We start from the raw sequence: 15,865 nt of genomic DNA on the forward strand, positions 1-15,865 counted from the left end.
CTAATCCTCGGCGTCGCCGACCGTGTCGGCGACATAGGCATCGCGCTTCCCGAGCTCCTTGGGCCGCCCTGTCGTTGAATCCCTCGCCGTCTGATGTTCCAGCTCGGCATTGAGTTCAGCACCGATGATGACGATCATGGTTGATATCCAGATCCAGAGCATGAAGCCGATCAGCGCGCCGAGAGCGCCATACGTGGCATTGTAGTTCGCAAAATTGTCGATGTAATACGAGAACGCCAGGGATGCGACGAGCCAGCAGATCGTGCTCAGGGCCGCACCCCAGGTAATCCACCTGAGTTTGGCTGGCTCCCGGCTCGGACCGTAGCGATAGATCAGGGTGATACCCGCCGCTATGAGCAACAGCATCACGGGCCAGCGTACGAATCTGAGCAGACCTTCCAGTTCCAGGTGGAGAAAGGCCAGCACTGCCGGCAATACCGCGATGGCCGCGATGAGGACGGCGGTCAGGATCAAACCGGCCAGCGTGAAGCCGATGCTCAACAGAGTCAGCCGGATGAAGCTGCGCTTTTCGGTCTCGTCGTAAGCGATATTCATCGCCTCGAAGAGCGCCCCCACGCCGTTGCGTGCGCTCCAGAGCGCGAAGAGCAGTCCGGCTATGAAGCCGAAGCTCAGGCTGGAGGTTTTCTGCGACGACAGGGTTTCCAATTGATCGGTCATCATTTGAAGCGACTGCGCCGGAACGACGGCCGCGAGCAACGTAGCCTGCTCTGCGATCGTGGCCGGATCGGAAACGAGACCATAGATGGAAACGAGCGAGGCGAGCGCTGGAAATACGGAGAGGAGCACATAAAAGGTGACGCCGGCGGCAATGAGCGAAATCCTGTCCTCGCTGATCTGTGAAACCACGCGCCAGAAGACGTCACGCAGGCCCCTCGCGGGAATTTCGCCCGGGCTGTCGGCCGCGCGTCCCCTGCCCGCTTCTTGTGCCTGTTCGTCGGTTCCCCTCTTTGCGTCACCGGATTTCATCTGATTGTCCTCGCGCGTTCGAAAGTTCGCCGTGCCCCTGATCGGCCTTACCGCCGGGCGATCGCGGATGGCATTCGAACACGCTAAGCGATGCCTTGTTCCTTGCGATCTCCGCTATTCGGCATCGCGCCGTGAAACCCTTATTTCACGGCGCAGCTTATTTTCTCATAAGAAGTGCTCCATGCTCTCGTCGTGCGTTTTCGGATTTAGAAGAGCTGGATCATGAAACCTGCGACGCTGCGAATAACCGGCATATTTTTGTTTGCGGCTATTCCGTATCTTCCGGCAAGCGCTGGGAATATGCAGCACGAAAAGGGAGAAGATCGAAGGCAAAGCCTTGGCATGAAGAATTTCGTTGATGCCAATCCCGATTGCCTCGAGTTTAATGACCAATGCTCTGTTTGTTCGTTGACCGGCGGAGTGGCCGAGTGCTCCTCACCCAAGATCGCTTGTGTCAAGGGGGAGTACCGTTGCACGATGAGATCGAAATAGTAAGGATGTCATTTCGCCCTCTTCCGGGACCGAGCCCCGCGTCATCTCGGTATGATGCTTATGCCCCCGTCGGCCTCGAGAACCGCGAATTTGATCTGGTCGAGGCGAGCCAGGCCCTGCTGCTCCCGTGCGGCGACAAGTATGTCCTCAATGTTGACCCGGGCTCTTCTCAAGGCACGTTCGTCGACCTTGCCGTTTGCGATGAGCACCGTCGCCGTTCCGTCGAGGAACAGAGCGATCTTCGGCGACCATTGCTTGAGGTAGGAGAGAACGATATCGACGCCGAAGAGCGTCAGGATGAGCAATGTTGCGTTGACAATGGAGAAGTCGTCGCCAAGCAAGGCCTGCTGGGTCGTCTCCGCGATGATGAGCAGCAGCACGAAGTCGAAGGTCGTCATCTGCGCAACCGTGCGCCGGCCGGAAAGCCGGAGCGCGGCAAGGAGTATAAAATAGATCGTAATACCGCGAACGACGGAGTCCATGACGTATCTCCTAGATCACGATGCTTTTAGGTCGGGCCGACCTAACAGCATTTACCTGACCGATTCCAATAAGAGCGGGATGCGGGCGGAAAACCGCGCACACTTTTCCTCATCCCGCTCTAGGGCCAGACGATCGTTCGCACTGCCTGCGCCGGCTCTTCATCCATGCCTATTCGATAGGAAACGACACCCGGACTTTGGGCGCGAAGGTGCAGAGTCAGCACGAGGGGTTGTCGCGAAGCGGACCGGAAGCGGTATACCAGCCCTTCATTGCCTGCTTCGGCGGCGATCGGTGGCGGATCCATGTCCTCCACCTGAAAGCTCCTGAAGAATTCAGGCGACAGGATCAGGCGACGTTCGGTCCCGCCGCCGGCCAATGACGCGTTCAGCGTGTCGGACGCCTCCCAGCGGCTAAAAAGGGGCACATCGACAGAGCCGCCGGCGAACGTCACGGCTTGTCTCTGAAGCCAGCCCCGTGAGCCCGTAACGCCCAGGACGGCGGCAAGCAGCGTCAGGCCAAAAACAATCCATGCCACGCGCTCTGCTTTCCAGAAAGACTCCTGAAAAGCGCGATGCTCTTCGATCTGCAATCCGTCCGGTCGAACTGGTGGTTGATCCAATGCTTAGACCTCGCCCTTGAGCTTTGTAGAATGGCTGAACGGGCGGAAATGTTCCGTGGAACCACCCTAGACGACAGCCCGCTTCCTCGCCTCGGCGCATTCCGCCGCCAGGAAATCAAGCAGTGTCCGCACTGAAGGCAGCAGCCCGCGGCGCGAAGGGAAAACGGCATGGACGATGCCGGCGGGTGGGCGCCAGTCCGGCAGGACGTGAACGAGTTGGCCCGCTTCGACCTGCCGCCAAACCATCATCGTCGGCAGCGACACTACCCCCACCCCGGCAAGCGCCGCGTCGCAGAGCGCGGCCATGTCGTCACTGACCAGCCGCGGGACATGCGGGACAGTCGCAGTCTGGCCGTCGGCATGTTCGAGCTGCCATTGATAATCCCGTCGCGGCGGCCCGCGGGTGACGCTGGGTAGATCATGCAGATCGGCGGGCGAAGTTATGGATCGACCTGCAACGAAGGCGGGGCTGGCGACCAGGCATTGGGTGCTGGCGTCGAGCCTGCGCATGACCAGATCGGTCGGCTCGAGCGGCGGGAAGCGGACGCGAATGGCAACGTCGAAGCCTTCGGCGATCACGTCGACGCGCCGGTTGGTGCTTTCCAGATGGATTTCCACAGCGGGATAGGCAGTAAGAAAACGCGCGAACAGCTCCCCGAACTGGAAGTTGATCAGCGCCACCGGGCAACTCACGCGGACGATGCCGCGCGGCTCGGAGCGGACTTGCGCGATCACCTGGTCGGCCGCCTCGGCCTCGACCAGCATGGCGACACAGCGATCATAATATTCGCGTCCGATCTCGGTCACGGAAAAGCGGCGGGAAGACCGGTTCAGCAGTCGCACACCCAGCCGTTCCTCCAATTGCTGGATGCGTCGGCTGAGCTTCGACTTCTGAATGTCGTTGGCGCGCGCGGCAGCGGCGTAGCCGCCGTGGTCGACCACCTGGACGAAGTAATAGAGATCGTTCAAGTCTTTCATCGTCCTATTGTTAGGACGCTACGTTGGAGATCGCAAAGCTTTTGCGGGCAATGTTGCGATGATACCTTCAATGGCACGGGCATGGCCCTTTTCGGAGCCGGGACGGTTTACACGCCTGCACCGTCTCTACCTGGCGGAGAGGGAACTTCCGCACCGGACGGGGCGACCGCAAACAGAAAGGATGTACTCATGGCCAGCGAAACCATTCGCGATCCCAAATCGGATCAGCTGCTGACACCGCAGAATGCTGCTTTCGTCATCATCGACTACCAGCCGGTTCAGGTGAACTCGATCGCTTCGATGGACCGCCAGTTGCTGCTGAACAACATCGTCGGCTGCGCCAAGGCGGCCGTCGCCTACGGCTTGCCGGTCGTTCATTCGACGGTCAACGTGCAGACCGGACTCAACAAGCCGCCCGTTCCGCATATTCGCAAAGCGCTGGACGGCTACCCGACCTATGATCGCACCAGCATCAACAGCTGGGAGGATGTCGAATTCCGCAAGGCGGTCGAGGGCACCGGCCGCAAGAAGCTGATCATGACGGCGCTCTGGACCGAGGCATGCCTGACCTTCCCGGCGCTCGATGCGCTGGCGGAAGGCTATGAAGTCTATGTGCCGGTGGATGCGGTCGGCGGCACGTCGGTTGCCGCGCACGAGGCCGCGTTGCGTCGCGTCGAGCAGGCCGGCGCCAAGCTGATTTCGACCGTCCAGCTCTTTTGCGAGCTGCAGAGGGATTGGAAGCGCAGTGAAACCGTTCCCGCTTTCATGAGCCTGTTCATCGAAACGGGCGGCACGCCTGGGATCCAGTTCTCCTACGACCGCAGCGAATAAGAATGATACAGGCGGCAACCGCAAATCGGCTGGTTGCCGCCTGGACGACAGGGGGCCTCTTAGATGTGCTTCGTCCTGTGCCTCGTCATGGACGGCGTGGTAGCGCCGTCCTCAGCCTCGGGGTCCATGCCGACCCGATGATGATAGACGAGCTCCCCGCCTTTCCAGCCGGTGTAGAGAAGCAGCAGGACGGTGACGAGAGACAACAGAAAGCCCCAGGGCCAGACGGCCTCAACGGAACCGTTCTCGTAACGCAGCCAAAAACCGGCGATCGCGAAGAGTACGACGACAATGTTTCCGATCATGTGCTTCCAGGCATCGTTGATCGCTCGAATACGGGCATTCCCGAGGAAATCCGTCAGTCCGGCGAGAGCAGCGAGGGCTGCCATCACGATGGCTGCACCCAGCGACCACATAGATACGTCTGCCCAGAATGAATTTCCGTTCGCGAGATAAACGATGTCACATATGAACGTTGCGACAAGAAGCGCGATCGGAAAGGGAACGAGCATCGGATGGATCGGATGCCCGCCGATCTTCGCGCTGGCCGCCAGACCCAAGAGGTCACGATCTGCCATGGCATAATCCTCCAGCACCGCAAGTCCCGGTCTTCCTGAAATGCGTAAGAAGCGGCGATTGTTCCTTGGCGATGCGAACCGGCGCATGGTGCGGCTGATCAGTCGGCCGCCTTGCCGATGGTGTCGGCGACGTGAGCACCGCGCTCGCCCAACGGGAGCGGCTTGCCCGTCGTCGAATCGACCGCCGTCTGGTGTTCGAGTTCGGCATTGATGAGTGCGCCGATGATGAGAATCATCACCGAGATCCACACCCATGTCATGAGACCGGCGAGCGCGCCGAGAGCGCCGTATGTCGCGTTGTAGTTGGCGAAATGTTCCAGATAATAGGAAAAGAGCCATGAGGCGGCCAACCAAAACAAGGTGCTGAACACCGCGCCCCAGTTCAGCCACCGCAGTTTCGCCCGCTCGCGGCTCGGCCCGAAACGATAGATGAGGATGGTGCCGAAGGTGACGAGGAGCAGTACCGCGGGCCATCTCGCCGCTCGGGTCACGAGCTCGACCCAACGGTCGACCCACACATAGGCCAGTACGGCCGGCACGACGCCGATCGCTGCGATCAGCGCGACCGCGAAGAGGAGTGCCGCGAAGGTGAACGCGAGGCACAGGAGGGTTCTCGACAGAAAGCCTCTCTTTTCCCTTTCTCCATAGGCCACGTTCATCGCATCGAAGAGGGCGGCGATGCCGTTGGCTGCCAACCACAGGGAGATCGACAGGCTCACGAAGAAACCGATGCCGAGAGTGGACGGCTTCTGCGTCGTCAGGGTTTCCAACTGGTCCATGATCAGCCCGTAGGAGTCTGCCGGCAGAAGCGTCTGCAGGATACCGACATGGGTGCCGATTTCGGATGGGTCCGCGACGAGCCCGTAGATCGAGACGAGGGCACCCAGCGCAGGAAAGAGCGACAGCAGAAGATAGAAGCTTACCCCCGCGGCTATCAGCATGACCCGCTCTTCGCCTATTTCGGAAAACACCCGCCAGAAGACGTCCCGCATCCCCTTGGCGGGGATATCAGCGGGCGTATCGGCTGCACGCCCCCTGCCCGGCTCCGCGGCCTCCAACTTCTCGGCAAGTTCGATTTCGTTCGCACCCATGAATCAACGCCCGCCCGGTGACGGAACCCGGCCTCCGCCTCGCCGCATGCATAAGCAACGCCGCGGAAAATAGCTTGTTCCGGGACGCGACGGCTCAGACGCGGTGCGCCTGCCCGCTTTCCGAAGCACCGAGAATCGCATCGATGAGCCGGTGGACCTTCAGCGCCTCGCGCCCGTTGACGCGCGGTTCGCCACTACTCTCGACGGCATCGAGAAAGTCGGCAAGGACCGCACGGTGATGGTGATGCGGGAATGCCATCGGATCGGCGCCGGCACCACCTGCGGCCTCGTCCTCGACTGAGAGTTCCGTTCCGTCGTGGAAGGAAACGGCAAGAAGCCGGCCGCCCAGACGCGCCATGCCGCGTGTTCCGATGATGTCTATCTCGTCCGGATAGCCGGGATAAGCGCAGGTGGTCGCGCTCACGGTCCCTATCGCGCCGCCGGCGAAACGGATCGCTGCCATGGCCAGGTCTTCGGTTTCCATGCGGTGGATTGGGCTCGTCGCCGCATAGGCCTTGACCTCTTCCGGCAGGCCGGCGAGCCAAACGAGAAGGTCGAGCGTGTGTATGGCCTGGGTGAGAAGCACGCCGCCGCCGTCGCGAGCCCGTGTACCCCGGCCCGGTTGATCGTAATAGCTTTGCGGCCGCCAGTTGTGCAGCCGGGCCGAAGCACTGACGATTTGGCCGAGGCGACCTTCATCGATGAGCTTCGCAAGTTCCTGGCTGACCGTGCGAAAGCGGTGCTGAAGCACGATGCCGAGTTTTATTCCGGCGCGCTCGGCCATCGCCACCAGGGCTTCCGATCGCTGCGGCGTGATCTCCAGCGGCTTTTCGAGAAGCACATGCTTGCCCGCTTCGGCGGCCTGCCGCACCAGATCGAGATGGGTGCTCGGCGGCGTCAATATCATGACGGCCTCGATGGACGAATCATGGAAGATCGTTTCGGCGGAGTCGCAAGCCGTGAAACCATAGGACTCGGAAAAGGCATTCCGCCTCGCGGCCGTGGGACTGAAGGCGGCAGCGACCTCAACTCTCTCCCTGAGGTCCAGCAGGCTTTTGGCATGCGGCGCAGCCGCCATGCCGAGCCCGATCACGCCGATGCGAGTCTTTTTCATTCCGTTACCCCCTCAGCTAAAGTTCCTCCGGATCTCGATCTACACCCTGCATCGATGCGCGGCAAGAAAGTCATCATACAACTTCATGAAGTTTGTATGTTGACAATATATTTTACAAGCCGTAGCCATAGAGCACCTGTTGGAGGAGCGGGAGAGTGATGAGGGGACTGATCGATCCAGATCTGTTGTTTCCGGCCGAAGAGCGCACCCGTGCGCTGGCGCGGAGGCTCTATGCCGAAGTAAGCGGTCTGCCGATCGTCAGCCCGCATGGGCATACGGAGCCGCGCTGGTATGCGCTGGACGAAGCTTTTCCAGACCCCGCCCAACTTCTCATCGTGCCCGACCATTATGTGTTCCGCATGCTGTTCAGCCAGGGCATCAGGCTGGAAGAACTCGGCGTTCCGGCGCTCGACGGTTCGCCGGTCGAGACGGATGGCCGCGCGATCTGGCGGCGCTTCTGCGAGAACTACCATCTCTTTCGCGGCACGCCGACGCGGCTTTGGTTCGACTATACGCTGTCCGAGCTGTTCGGCATCGACGAGCTGCCGTCCGCCGCCAGTTCGGACCGGCTTTACGACCACGTCGCCGAGTGCCTGACGCGCCTGGATTATCGCCCGCGCGCGCTCTACGAGCGGTTCAATATCGAGGTGATCTCCACGACAGACAGTGCCCTGGACGATCTGGGCTGGCACGCGAAGATTCTGGAAAGCGGCTGGAAAGGACGGGTCGTCCCCGCCTACCGCCCGGACGCGGTGGTCGATCCGGATTTCCAGGGTTTCCCGGCCAATCTCGATAAGCTCGGCGACATCACCGGCGCCGACACCGGGACGTGGTCGGGCTATCTGGACGCCCATCGCGCCCGCCGCGCCTATTTCAAGAATTTCGGCGCGACCTCGACGGATCACGGCCATGCGACCGCAGACACGGCCAACCTTCCGCAAGCCGAGGCCGCGGCACTCTTCGACAAGGTGCGGCTGGGCAAGGCGAATGCCGACGAGCGGCGCTTGTTCCGGGCGCAGATGCTGACCGAGATGGCGAAGATGAGTCTGGACGATGGGCTCGTAATGCAGATTCATCCGGGCTCGTTCCGCAACCACTCCCCCGCGATTCTGGAAAAGTTCGGCCGCGACAAGGGCTTCGATATTCCGGCGCGCACCGACTATGTGACCGCACTCAAGCCGTTGCTCGACGCAGTCGGGCTCGAGCGCGATCTGACCGTCATTCTCTTCACGCTGGACGAGACGAGCTATGCGCGCGAGCTTGCGCCGCTTGCCGGCGTCTATCCGGCGCTGAAGCTCGGACCCGCATGGTGGTTCCACGACAGTGCGGAGGGTATGCGACGCTTCCGTGAGATGACCACCGAGACGGCGGGTTTCTACAACACCGTCGGTTTCAACGACGACACAAGGGCGTTCCCGTCCATTCCCGCGCGCCACGACATCGCGCGCCGGGTCGACTGCGCGTTTCTCGCGCGTCTGGTCGCGGAACATCGCCTGCGGGAGGATGAGGCGTACGAGCTTGCGCGGGACCTTGCCTATGGTCTCGCGAAGGAGGCGTACCGGCTCTGAGAATTCACATCATGCAAACGGGAGGAAAAGCATGAAAATCCTGGTCAAACTGGCGGCGGGTCTATTGGTCGCCGCGTCATTCATGGGCAATGCAGCCAATGCCCAGACGGTGCTGCGCTCGTCCGACACGCATCCGGACGGCTATCCGACGGTCGAGGGTGTCAAGTATTTCGGCGAACTGGTCAAGGAGCGCACGGCCGGCCGCTACTCCGTCGAGGTCTATCACTCCGCGCAGCTCGGAGAGGAAAAGGACACGATCGAGCAGGTGCGCTCCGGTGTCATCGAACTGAACCGCGTATCGATGGCCCCTTTCAACGGAACGGTGAAAGAATCGATCGTTCCGGCGTTGCCCTATCTCTTCCGTTCGGAAGAGCACATGCACAAGGTGATGGACGGCGCGATCGGCGACCAGATCAAGAAGGCCTTCGAAGGCGCCGGAGTGGTGGTGCTTGCCTTCTATGACGCCGGCGCGCGTTCCTTCTACAACAAGCAGAAGCCGATCAATACGGTTGGGGACATGAAAGGCCTGAAGTTCCGCGTCATCCAGTCGGACATCTTCGTCGACATGGTGGCAGCACTCGGGGCGAACGCTACGCCGATGCCCTACGGCGAAGTCTATTCGGGCATCGAAACGGGCGTTATCGACGGCGCGGAAAACAATTTTCCGAGCTACGACACCGCCAAGCATTTCGAAGTGGCCAAGAACTTCTCGCTCGACGAACACACCATTCTTCCGGAGGTATTCGTCATGAACAAGGCGGTCTTCGACAAGCTCACGCCGGAAGACCAGGAGATCTTCAAGCAGGCCGCGAAGGACAGTGTTGCCAAGCAGCGCGAGCTCTGGGCTGCCAAGGTGAAGGAGTCGCGTGCGAAAGTCGAGGCGGCCGGCGCGAAGATCACCACACCCGACAAGCAGGGTTTCATCGACGCGATGAAGCCGGTCTACGAAAAACACGTCACCGATGAGGTCCTGAAGAAGATGGTCGAGGACGTTCGCGCAGTGCAGTGACGAGTCAGACGGGCAGGCCTGCTGTGGCCATGCGCCATAGCGCACAGGCGGCTGCAGGAGCCTGCCCGTCCCTTTCGATAGGAATGAAACCTTGTCTAACGGATTGGCAAAATTGGGCCGGGGCCTCTCCTGGCTGGGAACCCTCTCGCTCTGGATGGCGGGTGTGGGCCTCGTCGCGATGACGCTCATCGTAGCCTGGCAGGTGTTCTGCCGCTACGTGTTGAACGACTCGCCGAGCTGGACCGAACCCGGCGCCGTCATGCTGATGAGCTGGTTCATCTTTCTCGGTGCCGCCGTCGGCGTGCGCGAAAACTATCATCTCGGCTTCGACGTGCTGCTCTATGTGGTGCCGAAGGGCGGCAAGATCTGGCTGCGCATGATCTCCGACATCGTCGCGCTCGCCTTCGGCATCGGCATGATCTGGTATGGCGGGCAGCTCGTCGCTCTCACCTGGAACACCATCCTGCCGTCGCTGCAGATTTCCGGCGGCTGGAGCTACGTGCCCCTCGTCGCGGGCGGCGTCCTCATTTGCCTGTTCGCGCTGGAGCGCATCGTCCTGCGCCTTGCCGGGGAACCGATCGACGATCTTCTCGACGAGATGCCGCCGGCGGAGGTTGCCGCCGAACTCGAAACTGCTGAAATAAAGGCCTGACGCGATGGACATGATGATCCTATTCGGCGTGTTCACGCTGCTGATGCTGATCGGCACGCCGATCGCCTTCTGCCTCGGCGTCGCGTCCTTCGCGACGGTTCTTTATCTGGGGCTGCCGCCGCTGGTGATCTTTCAGCGGCTCAATTCCGGCATGAGCGTGTTTTCGCTGCTTGCCATTCCCTTCTTCATCTATGCCGGCGATCTGATGGTGCGTGGCGGAATCGCCCAGAAGATCGTCGCCTTCGCAGCCTCGCTGGTCGGGCACATCCGGGGCGGCCTCGGTCAGGTCAACATCGTCACCGCAACGCTGTTCGGCGGCATTTCAGGCTCGGCCGTGGCGGAAGCCGCCGCTGTGGGCGGGCTCATGATCCCGCAGATGAAGCAGCGCGGTTACGGCGCGGACTACGCCGTCAACGTCACTTCCATGGCGGCCTTGATCGCGCTGATGCTGCCGCCTTCGCACAACATGATCATCTACTCGATCTCGGCAGGCGGAAAGATCTCGATCGCAGATCTCTTCACCGCCGGCATCCTTCCCGGCCTCCTTTACGCTGCCGCACTGATGGCTACCGCCTATTTCGTTGCGCGCCGGCGCGGCTATCCGACGGAGGTCTTCCCCGGCTTCGCCAGGGTCGGGCGCTATCTGCTGGTTTCGACGCCCGGCCTCCTGCTCATCGGCATCATCTTCGGGGGCGTACGTTCGGGTGTGTTCACCGCGACCGAGAGTTCCTGCATCGCCGTCCTCTATGCGCTCGCGGTGACCGTCTTCGTCTATCGGCAGATGACCTGGCAGGATTTCGTCCAGGCAACCTTCGCGGCCGTGCGCACGACGGCCATGGTTCTGCTCATCATCGGCATGGCGGCCGCCTTCTCCTGGCTGATGGCGTTCCTGAGAGTGCCCGCAGCGCTGATCGACTGGATGAACACGATCTCGGAAAATCCGATCATCATACTCCTGTTGCTCAACGTTCTGATGCTGTTCCTCGGCACCTTTATGGACATGGGCCCGACCATCATCATCTGCACTCCGATCTTCCTGCCGGTGGCCATGGCCTACGGCGTCGACCCGGTCCATTTCGGCGTCATCATGATCCTGAACTTCGGCATCGGCCTCAACACGCCGCCTGTGGGCGCCGTGCAGTTCGTCGCCTGTGCAATCGGGAAAATCTCCGTCTGGCAGGCGATGCGCAGCGTATGGCCGTTTTACCTGGCGGGGTTGATCGTGCTCGGGCTCGTCACCTATGTTCCGGCCCTTTCTCTATGGCTGCCGGCCGTCTTCAAAGGGTGACAAACCGCATGGATCTTCTGACCGAACGCAAACCGAAGCTTTCCGAGCGCGTCGCGAACGCAATAAGGGATCAGGTTCTGAAGGGCGAAATACAGCCCGGGCAGAAGCTGCCGACGGAGAGCCGGATGAGCGAGTTCTTCGGCGTCAGCCGCACGGTGGTGCGCGAGGCGATTGCAACCCTTGCCGCGGACGGCCTCGTGGAGCCGCGGCAGGGTGCCGGCGTCTTCGTCATGGACCACCCGACGCTTGCCTTCGGCTCGATCAGCCTCGACGTCGGCAACAAGATCTCCCATGCGCTCAACGTCATCGAGGTGCGCATGGGGCTCGAGATCGAGAGCGCAGGTCTTGCAGCGCTTCGGCGCAACGGCGCCCAGGAGGCCCAGATCCAGGAGGCCTTCTTCGAATTCGATCGCCTGCTCGAGCGCGGCGAGGCAACCGGAAAGAGCGATTTCGCCTTCCACCGGGCGATCGCGGCTGCGACCAACAATCCCTATTACGTGGAGGTTCTCGATGCGCTGGGCCTGCGGGCTATCCCTTGCGACGTCGCCTCCCCCTGGGGGACCGAAAGCGTGCTTTCTCGTGCATATCAGGAAAGCCTCCAGCGCGAGCATCTGGCGATCCTGAAGGCGATTTCCGAAAGCGATCCGGAAGCGGCCCGCGCCGCCATGCGCGCCCATCTGGCCGCGAGCCAGGAACGCTACCGTGTCCGGTTGAGCGGGCAGCAGGCCGCCTGGGGCGCCGCCAAGCGCAGCGTCTGACTGCCCATCCCTAGGGCGTTTTCGCTGTCTATCGAAGCAGCGGAACGTTCCAACACTTTGAAACTACGCACTCCTGGACGGAAACCGTTCCACACTGGAAGTGCCCTAATCCGAGGACCGTGAGCCGATGACCGCAAGCCATATCGACTACACCATTCGTTTCGCCGTCGACCCGGCAGCAGCAGCCCGCATGGATACCGATGCCTTGCGTGCGAATTTTCACATTGGCGAGCTGTTCCGGCCGGGGCGGATCTCGCTCACCTATAGCCACTACGACCGCATGATCGTCGGCGGTGCGATGCCGGTCGACAAGCCCCTGGCTCTCGAGACCATCCGTCCGACGGGTACGGCGCGCTTTCTCGAGCGGCGCGAGCTCATCGCCGTCAACATCGGCGGCCCCGGCCGTATCGAGATGAATGGCGAAAGCTTTCGTCTCGAGCCGCGCGACATGGCCTATGCCGGCATGGGAGAGGAGGTCACCTTCTCGTCCGAGGACCCGGCCGCGCCCGCCAAATTCTACCTGCTCAGTGCGCCCGCTCACCAGGCGCTGCCGAGGCGCCATATCCGCATCGGCGACGCCAAAAGGCTCGACCTCGGCAGTGCGGCCACATCGAACGAACGTTCGATCTTCCAGTTCATCCACCCCGAAGGCGTGAAGACCTGCCAGTTGGTCGTCGGCATGACGCAGCTGGCCCCGGGGTCGGTCTGGAACACCATGCCGTGCCACGTGCACGACCGGCGCATGGAGGCCTATCTCTATTTCGACCTCGATGACAGCGCCCGCGTCCTGCACCTCATGGGCGAACCGAGCGAAACCCGGCACATCGTGATGGCCAGGGATGAGGCCGTGCTTTCTCCGCCCTGGTCGATCCATTCGGGCTGCGGAACCGCGAACTACGCGTTCATCTGGGCCATGGCCGGTGACAATGTCGACTATACCGACGTGGAGATGGTGGCGATGGAGACGCTGCGATGAGCGTACCGTCGCGCTTCAGCCTTGCGGGCCGCCGTGTCGTCGTCACCGGTGCCAATACGGGGATCGGACAGGGCATCGCGGTGTCGATCGCCCGGGCGGGCGGCACGGTCGTCGGCGTGGGCCGCTCCGCCATGGACGAGACCGAAAAGAAGGTCACCGACGCCGGCGGAACTTTCATTCCGGCCCATGCCGATCTCTCGAATCGCGAGGCCACACGCTCCCTCATCGACGGGTTGTGGAACGAGCATGGCCCGCTGCAGGGCCTGGTCAACAATGCGGGAATTATCCGTCGCGCCGACGCGGTGGATTTCACCGAAGCCGACTGGGATGATGTCATCGACGTCAATCTGCGTTCGCTGTTCTTCCTCAGTCAGGCTTTCGGGCGCCGGATCATTGCCGAGGAAAGCCGCGGCAAGATCGTCAACATCGCTTCGCTGCTGTCATTTCAGGGCGGCATCCGCGTCGCTTCCTATACCGCGTCCAAACACGGAGCCCTCGGCATCACCCGATTGCTGGCATGCGAATGGGCTGCCAAGGGCATCAATGTGAATGCTGTGGCCCCCGGCTACGTCGTCACCAACAACACGGAAGCACTGCGCGCCGACGAAAAACGCAGCGCCTCGATTCTGGAACGTATCCCCGCCGGGCGCTGGGGCACGCCGGACGACATCGGCGATGCGGCGGTCTTCCTGCTCGCACCGGCCTCCGACTACATGCATGGCGCCGTCGTTCCGGTCGACGGCGGCTGGCTCGCCAGATAGGAGAAGAAGATGATGGACACGAAGCTTTTTTCCCGTGGCGATGAAGGCGAATGGGTAGACCTCGGACAGGGCAATCGGCGTCGGGTGATCCTGCATACCGACGAGTTGATGCTGGTCGAATTCGCCTTCGAGAAAGGCGGAATCGGCGCGCTCCACTCACACCCTCATGTGCAGGGGAGCTATATCGCAGAGGGCAAGTTCGAAGTCACCGTCGGCGAGCGCACGCAGGTTCTTTCCACCGGCGACAGTTTCATTGCTCCATCGGGCGTGGTCCATGGCGTAAAGGCGCTGGAGGCCGGGCGGCTGATCGACAGCTTCACGCCGCACCGCGCCGATTTCCTGCGATAGAGCACTTCCAGGAAAGCGTTTAGCTGCTTTCCGTCCGAAAGTGCGGAGCCTCAACCCACTTCGACGCCGCCTCACCCCTCGCGCAAGGCAAGAGCACGTCCAGCCATCCTCTCGGGGATGGCTGCCGTCGTTCCCCGTTCTACCAGAGGGCCATCCACCTTGATCGTCATCGGGCGCGGGTTCTTTCCGTGTATCGCCATGTCGATCAGCATTTCCGCCGCCTTCTGGCCCATTTCGTAGTTCGGCAGCACCAGCGTCGAAAGCGGCGGATGCGTGTAGCGGGCGAGTTCCTGGTCGTCGTAACCCATTACCGAAAGGTCATGCGGCACGCGAAGCCCGCGCTCCGAAGCTGCTTCGAGCGCCCCGATCGCCATCAGGTCGTTGCCGCAGAAGATGGCGGTCGGCGGATTGTCGATGGCAAGCAGCTCGAGCGCAGCCTCGTAGCCGCGCAAGGGGAGCCAGTCGCCATTGCGCACCAGGGATTCGTCATAGGCGATATCGGCGGTGGCCAGCGCCTGCTTGTAGCCTTTGAGCCGATCGATTGCCGCATCCATCCAAGGTTCGCCGTTGATGAAGCCGATGCGCCGGTGTCCGAGGGAAGTCAGATGCGCCGTCGCCGCGAAGCCTCCGGCGACCTCTCCGGGCACGATCGCCATGTGCTGGCGGGGCTCGGCATAGCAGTTCAGCAGGATGGTGGGGATGCTCGCCAGTTCGCGCGGGACGCTCACCTTTCGTGTGAAGATCGTTGCATAAATCACTCCAGCGATTGATGGATCGCGCAATACGGCGCGCAGCACGGCGCTCTCCAGGTCGGGGTTGGAACGGGTCGCGTGAGCGGAAACGAGCAGGCCCTGTTCGAAGGCGTAGTCGCGAATTCCGTCGAGGCTGACCACCGGGTGCGGACTGGTCGATATCTCGTCTACGATGAAGGCTATCGTATCCTTTTCGATCGCCGGAGCGCGGGCGAGATCCTGACGGGTATTCGGCAGCCTGTACCCGATCTTGCGCGCCGCTTCGCGCACGCGCGCCCTTGTTTCGGCCGAAATGCGGGCTCCGGACATTTCATTGAGCACGAGGGAAACGCTCGATTGCGAGACCCCGGCGATGCGCGCCACGTCGGTCATGGTCGGCCGGCCGCCGCCCGCTTCCTTAGGCGACGCATCGCCCCCGTTGCCCTTTGCCATTTCGTTCCCCTGTCCGGCGCTGCAACGCCGCATTCAATTTGTGCATGTGCTAATAACTTTAGCCTTGACTGCTAATAATATTAGCGCAAGGTTTTCCCGTGTGAAGCATAAAGTTGCTCGCAGCCGGTAGAGGAGTACCGGCAAACCG

Annotated in this window: 17 protein-coding genes; 9 read left to right on the forward strand and 8 right to left on the reverse strand. The window is 61.7% G+C overall.

The features are described from left to right. The 4 genes from M1D34_RS20475 to M1D34_RS20490 all read right to left on the reverse strand — a co-directional run bounded on the left by M1D34_RS20475 (position 1) and on the right by M1D34_RS20490 (position 3,559). Complete coding sequence (locus M1D34_RS20475) at positions 1–987, reverse strand: YihY/virulence factor BrkB family protein (RefSeq protein ID WP_498784062.1); 987 nt, start codon at positions 985–987, stop codon at positions 1–3. A 533-nt stretch (positions 988–1,520) separates the two neighbouring features. Beyond that, positions 1,521–1,961: a DUF421 domain-containing protein gene (locus M1D34_RS20480; RefSeq protein WP_498784064.1), complete on the reverse strand. Its 441-nt coding sequence runs from the start codon at positions 1,959–1,961 to the stop codon at positions 1,521–1,523. A 119-nt stretch (positions 1,962–2,080) separates the two neighbouring features. Continuing rightward, complete coding sequence (locus M1D34_RS20485; protein WP_498784066.1) at positions 2,081–2,581, reverse strand: hypothetical protein; 501 nt, start codon at positions 2,579–2,581, stop codon at positions 2,081–2,083. 66 nt (positions 2,582–2,647) lie between these two features. Beyond that, positions 2,648–3,559 carry a LysR substrate-binding domain-containing protein gene (locus M1D34_RS20490; RefSeq protein WP_498784068.1) on the reverse strand — a complete coding sequence of 304 codons (912 nt, stop codon included), beginning with the start codon at positions 3,557–3,559 and terminating at the stop codon, positions 2,648–2,650. 189 nt (positions 3,560–3,748) lie between these two features. On the opposite strand from M1D34_RS20490, the gene M1D34_RS20495 reads away from it, so the two are divergent. Further along, the gene (locus M1D34_RS20495) at positions 3,749–4,390 is read left to right on the forward strand and encodes a hydrolase (protein WP_498784070.1); all 642 of its coding nucleotides are present in this window, start codon (positions 3,749–3,751) and stop codon (positions 4,388–4,390) included. A gap of 59 nt (positions 4,391–4,449) precedes the next feature. Here M1D34_RS20495 and M1D34_RS20500 read toward each other — a convergent pair whose 3' ends face one another. The 3 genes from M1D34_RS20500 to M1D34_RS20510 all read right to left on the reverse strand — a co-directional run bounded on the left by M1D34_RS20500 (position 4,450) and on the right by M1D34_RS20510 (position 7,173). Further along, positions 4,450–4,968: a DUF2231 domain-containing protein gene (locus tag M1D34_RS20500; RefSeq protein WP_013850658.1), complete on the reverse strand. Its 519-nt coding sequence runs from the start codon at positions 4,966–4,968 to the stop codon at positions 4,450–4,452. 98 nt (positions 4,969–5,066) lie between these two features. Beyond that, on the reverse strand, positions 5,067–6,059 hold the full coding sequence (locus M1D34_RS20505) for a YihY/virulence factor BrkB family protein (protein WP_498784072.1): 993 nt from the start codon (positions 6,057–6,059) through the stop codon (positions 5,067–5,069). A 94-nt stretch (positions 6,060–6,153) separates the two neighbouring features. Continuing rightward, the gene (locus M1D34_RS20510; RefSeq protein ID WP_498784074.1) at positions 6,154–7,173 is read right to left on the reverse strand and encodes a Gfo/Idh/MocA family protein; all 1,020 of its coding nucleotides are present in this window, start codon (positions 7,171–7,173) and stop codon (positions 6,154–6,156) included. Positions 7,174–7,331: 158 nt separating this feature from the next. Here M1D34_RS20510 and uxaC point away from each other — a divergent pair, with 158 nt between their 5' ends. The 8 genes from uxaC (at position 7,332) to M1D34_RS20550 (ending at position 14,533) form a co-directional block, all read left to right on the forward strand. Further along, positions 7,332–8,741 carry a glucuronate isomerase gene (gene uxaC / locus M1D34_RS20515; RefSeq protein WP_498784076.1) on the forward strand — a complete coding sequence of 470 codons (1,410 nt, stop codon included), beginning with the start codon at positions 7,332–7,334 and terminating at the stop codon, positions 8,739–8,741. 31 nt (positions 8,742–8,772) lie between these two features. Further along, entirely contained in the window at positions 8,773–9,750 is a 978-nt protein-coding gene (locus M1D34_RS20520; RefSeq protein ID WP_498784078.1) for a TRAP transporter substrate-binding protein, read from the forward strand. Between the two features lie 91 nt (positions 9,751–9,841). Continuing rightward, positions 9,842–10,402 carry a TRAP transporter small permease gene (locus M1D34_RS20525; RefSeq protein ID WP_029958506.1) on the forward strand — a complete coding sequence of 187 codons (561 nt, stop codon included), beginning with the start codon at positions 9,842–9,844 and terminating at the stop codon, positions 10,400–10,402. 4 nt (positions 10,403–10,406) lie between these two features. Continuing rightward, a complete protein-coding gene (locus M1D34_RS20530) occupies positions 10,407–11,690 on the forward strand; it encodes a TRAP transporter large permease (protein ID WP_027992734.1) in 1,284 nt (427 codons plus the stop codon). 8 nt (positions 11,691–11,698) lie between these two features. Beyond that, positions 11,699–12,448 (forward strand): FadR/GntR family transcriptional regulator, encoded by a 750-nt coding sequence (locus M1D34_RS20535; protein ID WP_498784081.1) that lies wholly within the window; start codon positions 11,699–11,701, stop codon positions 12,446–12,448. Positions 12,449–12,575: 127 nt separating this feature from the next. Then, positions 12,576–13,424: a 5-dehydro-4-deoxy-D-glucuronate isomerase gene (gene kduI, locus M1D34_RS20540; RefSeq protein WP_498784083.1), complete on the forward strand. Its 849-nt coding sequence runs from the start codon at positions 12,576–12,578 to the stop codon at positions 13,422–13,424. After that, complete coding sequence (kduD, locus tag M1D34_RS20545; RefSeq protein ID WP_127666158.1) at positions 13,421–14,185, forward strand: 2-dehydro-3-deoxy-D-gluconate 5-dehydrogenase KduD; 765 nt, start codon at positions 13,421–13,423, stop codon at positions 14,183–14,185. The genes kduI and kduD overlap by 4 nt, the downstream gene beginning before the upstream one ends. A gap of 9 nt (positions 14,186–14,194) precedes the next feature. Next, positions 14,195–14,533 (forward strand): cupin domain-containing protein, encoded by a 339-nt coding sequence (locus M1D34_RS20550; protein WP_498784085.1) that lies wholly within the window; start codon positions 14,195–14,197, stop codon positions 14,531–14,533. A gap of 71 nt (positions 14,534–14,604) precedes the next feature. Here the strand turns inward: M1D34_RS20550 and M1D34_RS20555 are convergent, their stop codons facing one another. Continuing rightward, positions 14,605–15,717: a LacI family DNA-binding transcriptional regulator gene (locus tag M1D34_RS20555; protein ID WP_498784086.1), complete on the reverse strand. Its 1,113-nt coding sequence runs from the start codon at positions 15,715–15,717 to the stop codon at positions 14,605–14,607. Positions 15,718–15,865 lie beyond the last annotated feature (148 nt).

This window comes from Ensifer sp. D2-11, assembly GCF_054161295.1.

Bases quoted from the DNA above. Each gene is read 5' to 3' on its own strand.
- kduD (WP_127666158.1), top strand. From the start codon at position 13,421: ATGAGCGTACCGTCGCGCTTCAGCCTTGCGGGCCGCCGTGTCGTCGTC.
- M1D34_RS20505 (WP_498784072.1), bottom strand. From the start codon at position 6,059: ATGGGTGCGAACGAAATCGAACTTGCCGAGAAGTTGGAGGCCGCGGAG.
- M1D34_RS20535 (WP_498784081.1), top strand. From the start codon at position 11,699: ATGGATCTTCTGACCGAACGCAAACCGAAGCTTTCCGAGCGCGTCGCG.
- M1D34_RS20555 (WP_498784086.1), bottom strand. From the start codon at position 15,717: ATGGCAAAGGGCAACGGGGGCGATGCGTCGCCTAAGGAAGCGGGCGGC.
- M1D34_RS20475 (WP_498784062.1), bottom strand. From the start codon at position 987: ATGAAATCCGGTGACGCAAAGAGGGGAACCGACGAACAGGCACAAGAA.
- M1D34_RS20500 (WP_013850658.1), bottom strand. From the start codon at position 4,968: ATGGCAGATCGTGACCTCTTGGGTCTGGCGGCCAGCGCGAAGATCGGC.
- kduI (WP_498784083.1), top strand. From the start codon at position 12,576: ATGACCGCAAGCCATATCGACTACACCATTCGTTTCGCCGTCGACCCG.
- M1D34_RS20495 (WP_498784070.1), top strand. From the start codon at position 3,749: ATGGCCAGCGAAACCATTCGCGATCCCAAATCGGATCAGCTGCTGACA.
- M1D34_RS20480 (WP_498784064.1), bottom strand. From the start codon at position 1,961: ATGGACTCCGTCGTTCGCGGTATTACGATCTATTTTATACTCCTTGCC.
- M1D34_RS20510 (WP_498784074.1), bottom strand. From the start codon at position 7,173: ATGAAAAAGACTCGCATCGGCGTGATCGGGCTCGGCATGGCGGCTGCG.
- M1D34_RS20520 (WP_498784078.1), top strand. From the start codon at position 8,773: ATGAAAATCCTGGTCAAACTGGCGGCGGGTCTATTGGTCGCCGCGTCA.
- M1D34_RS20490 (WP_498784068.1), bottom strand. From the start codon at position 3,559: ATGAAAGACTTGAACGATCTCTATTACTTCGTCCAGGTGGTCGACCAC.
- M1D34_RS20530 (WP_027992734.1), top strand. From the start codon at position 10,407: ATGGACATGATGATCCTATTCGGCGTGTTCACGCTGCTGATGCTGATC.
- M1D34_RS20550 (WP_498784085.1), top strand. From the start codon at position 14,195: ATGATGGACACGAAGCTTTTTTCCCGTGGCGATGAAGGCGAATGGGTA.
- uxaC (WP_498784076.1), top strand. From the start codon at position 7,332: ATGAGGGGACTGATCGATCCAGATCTGTTGTTTCCGGCCGAAGAGCGC.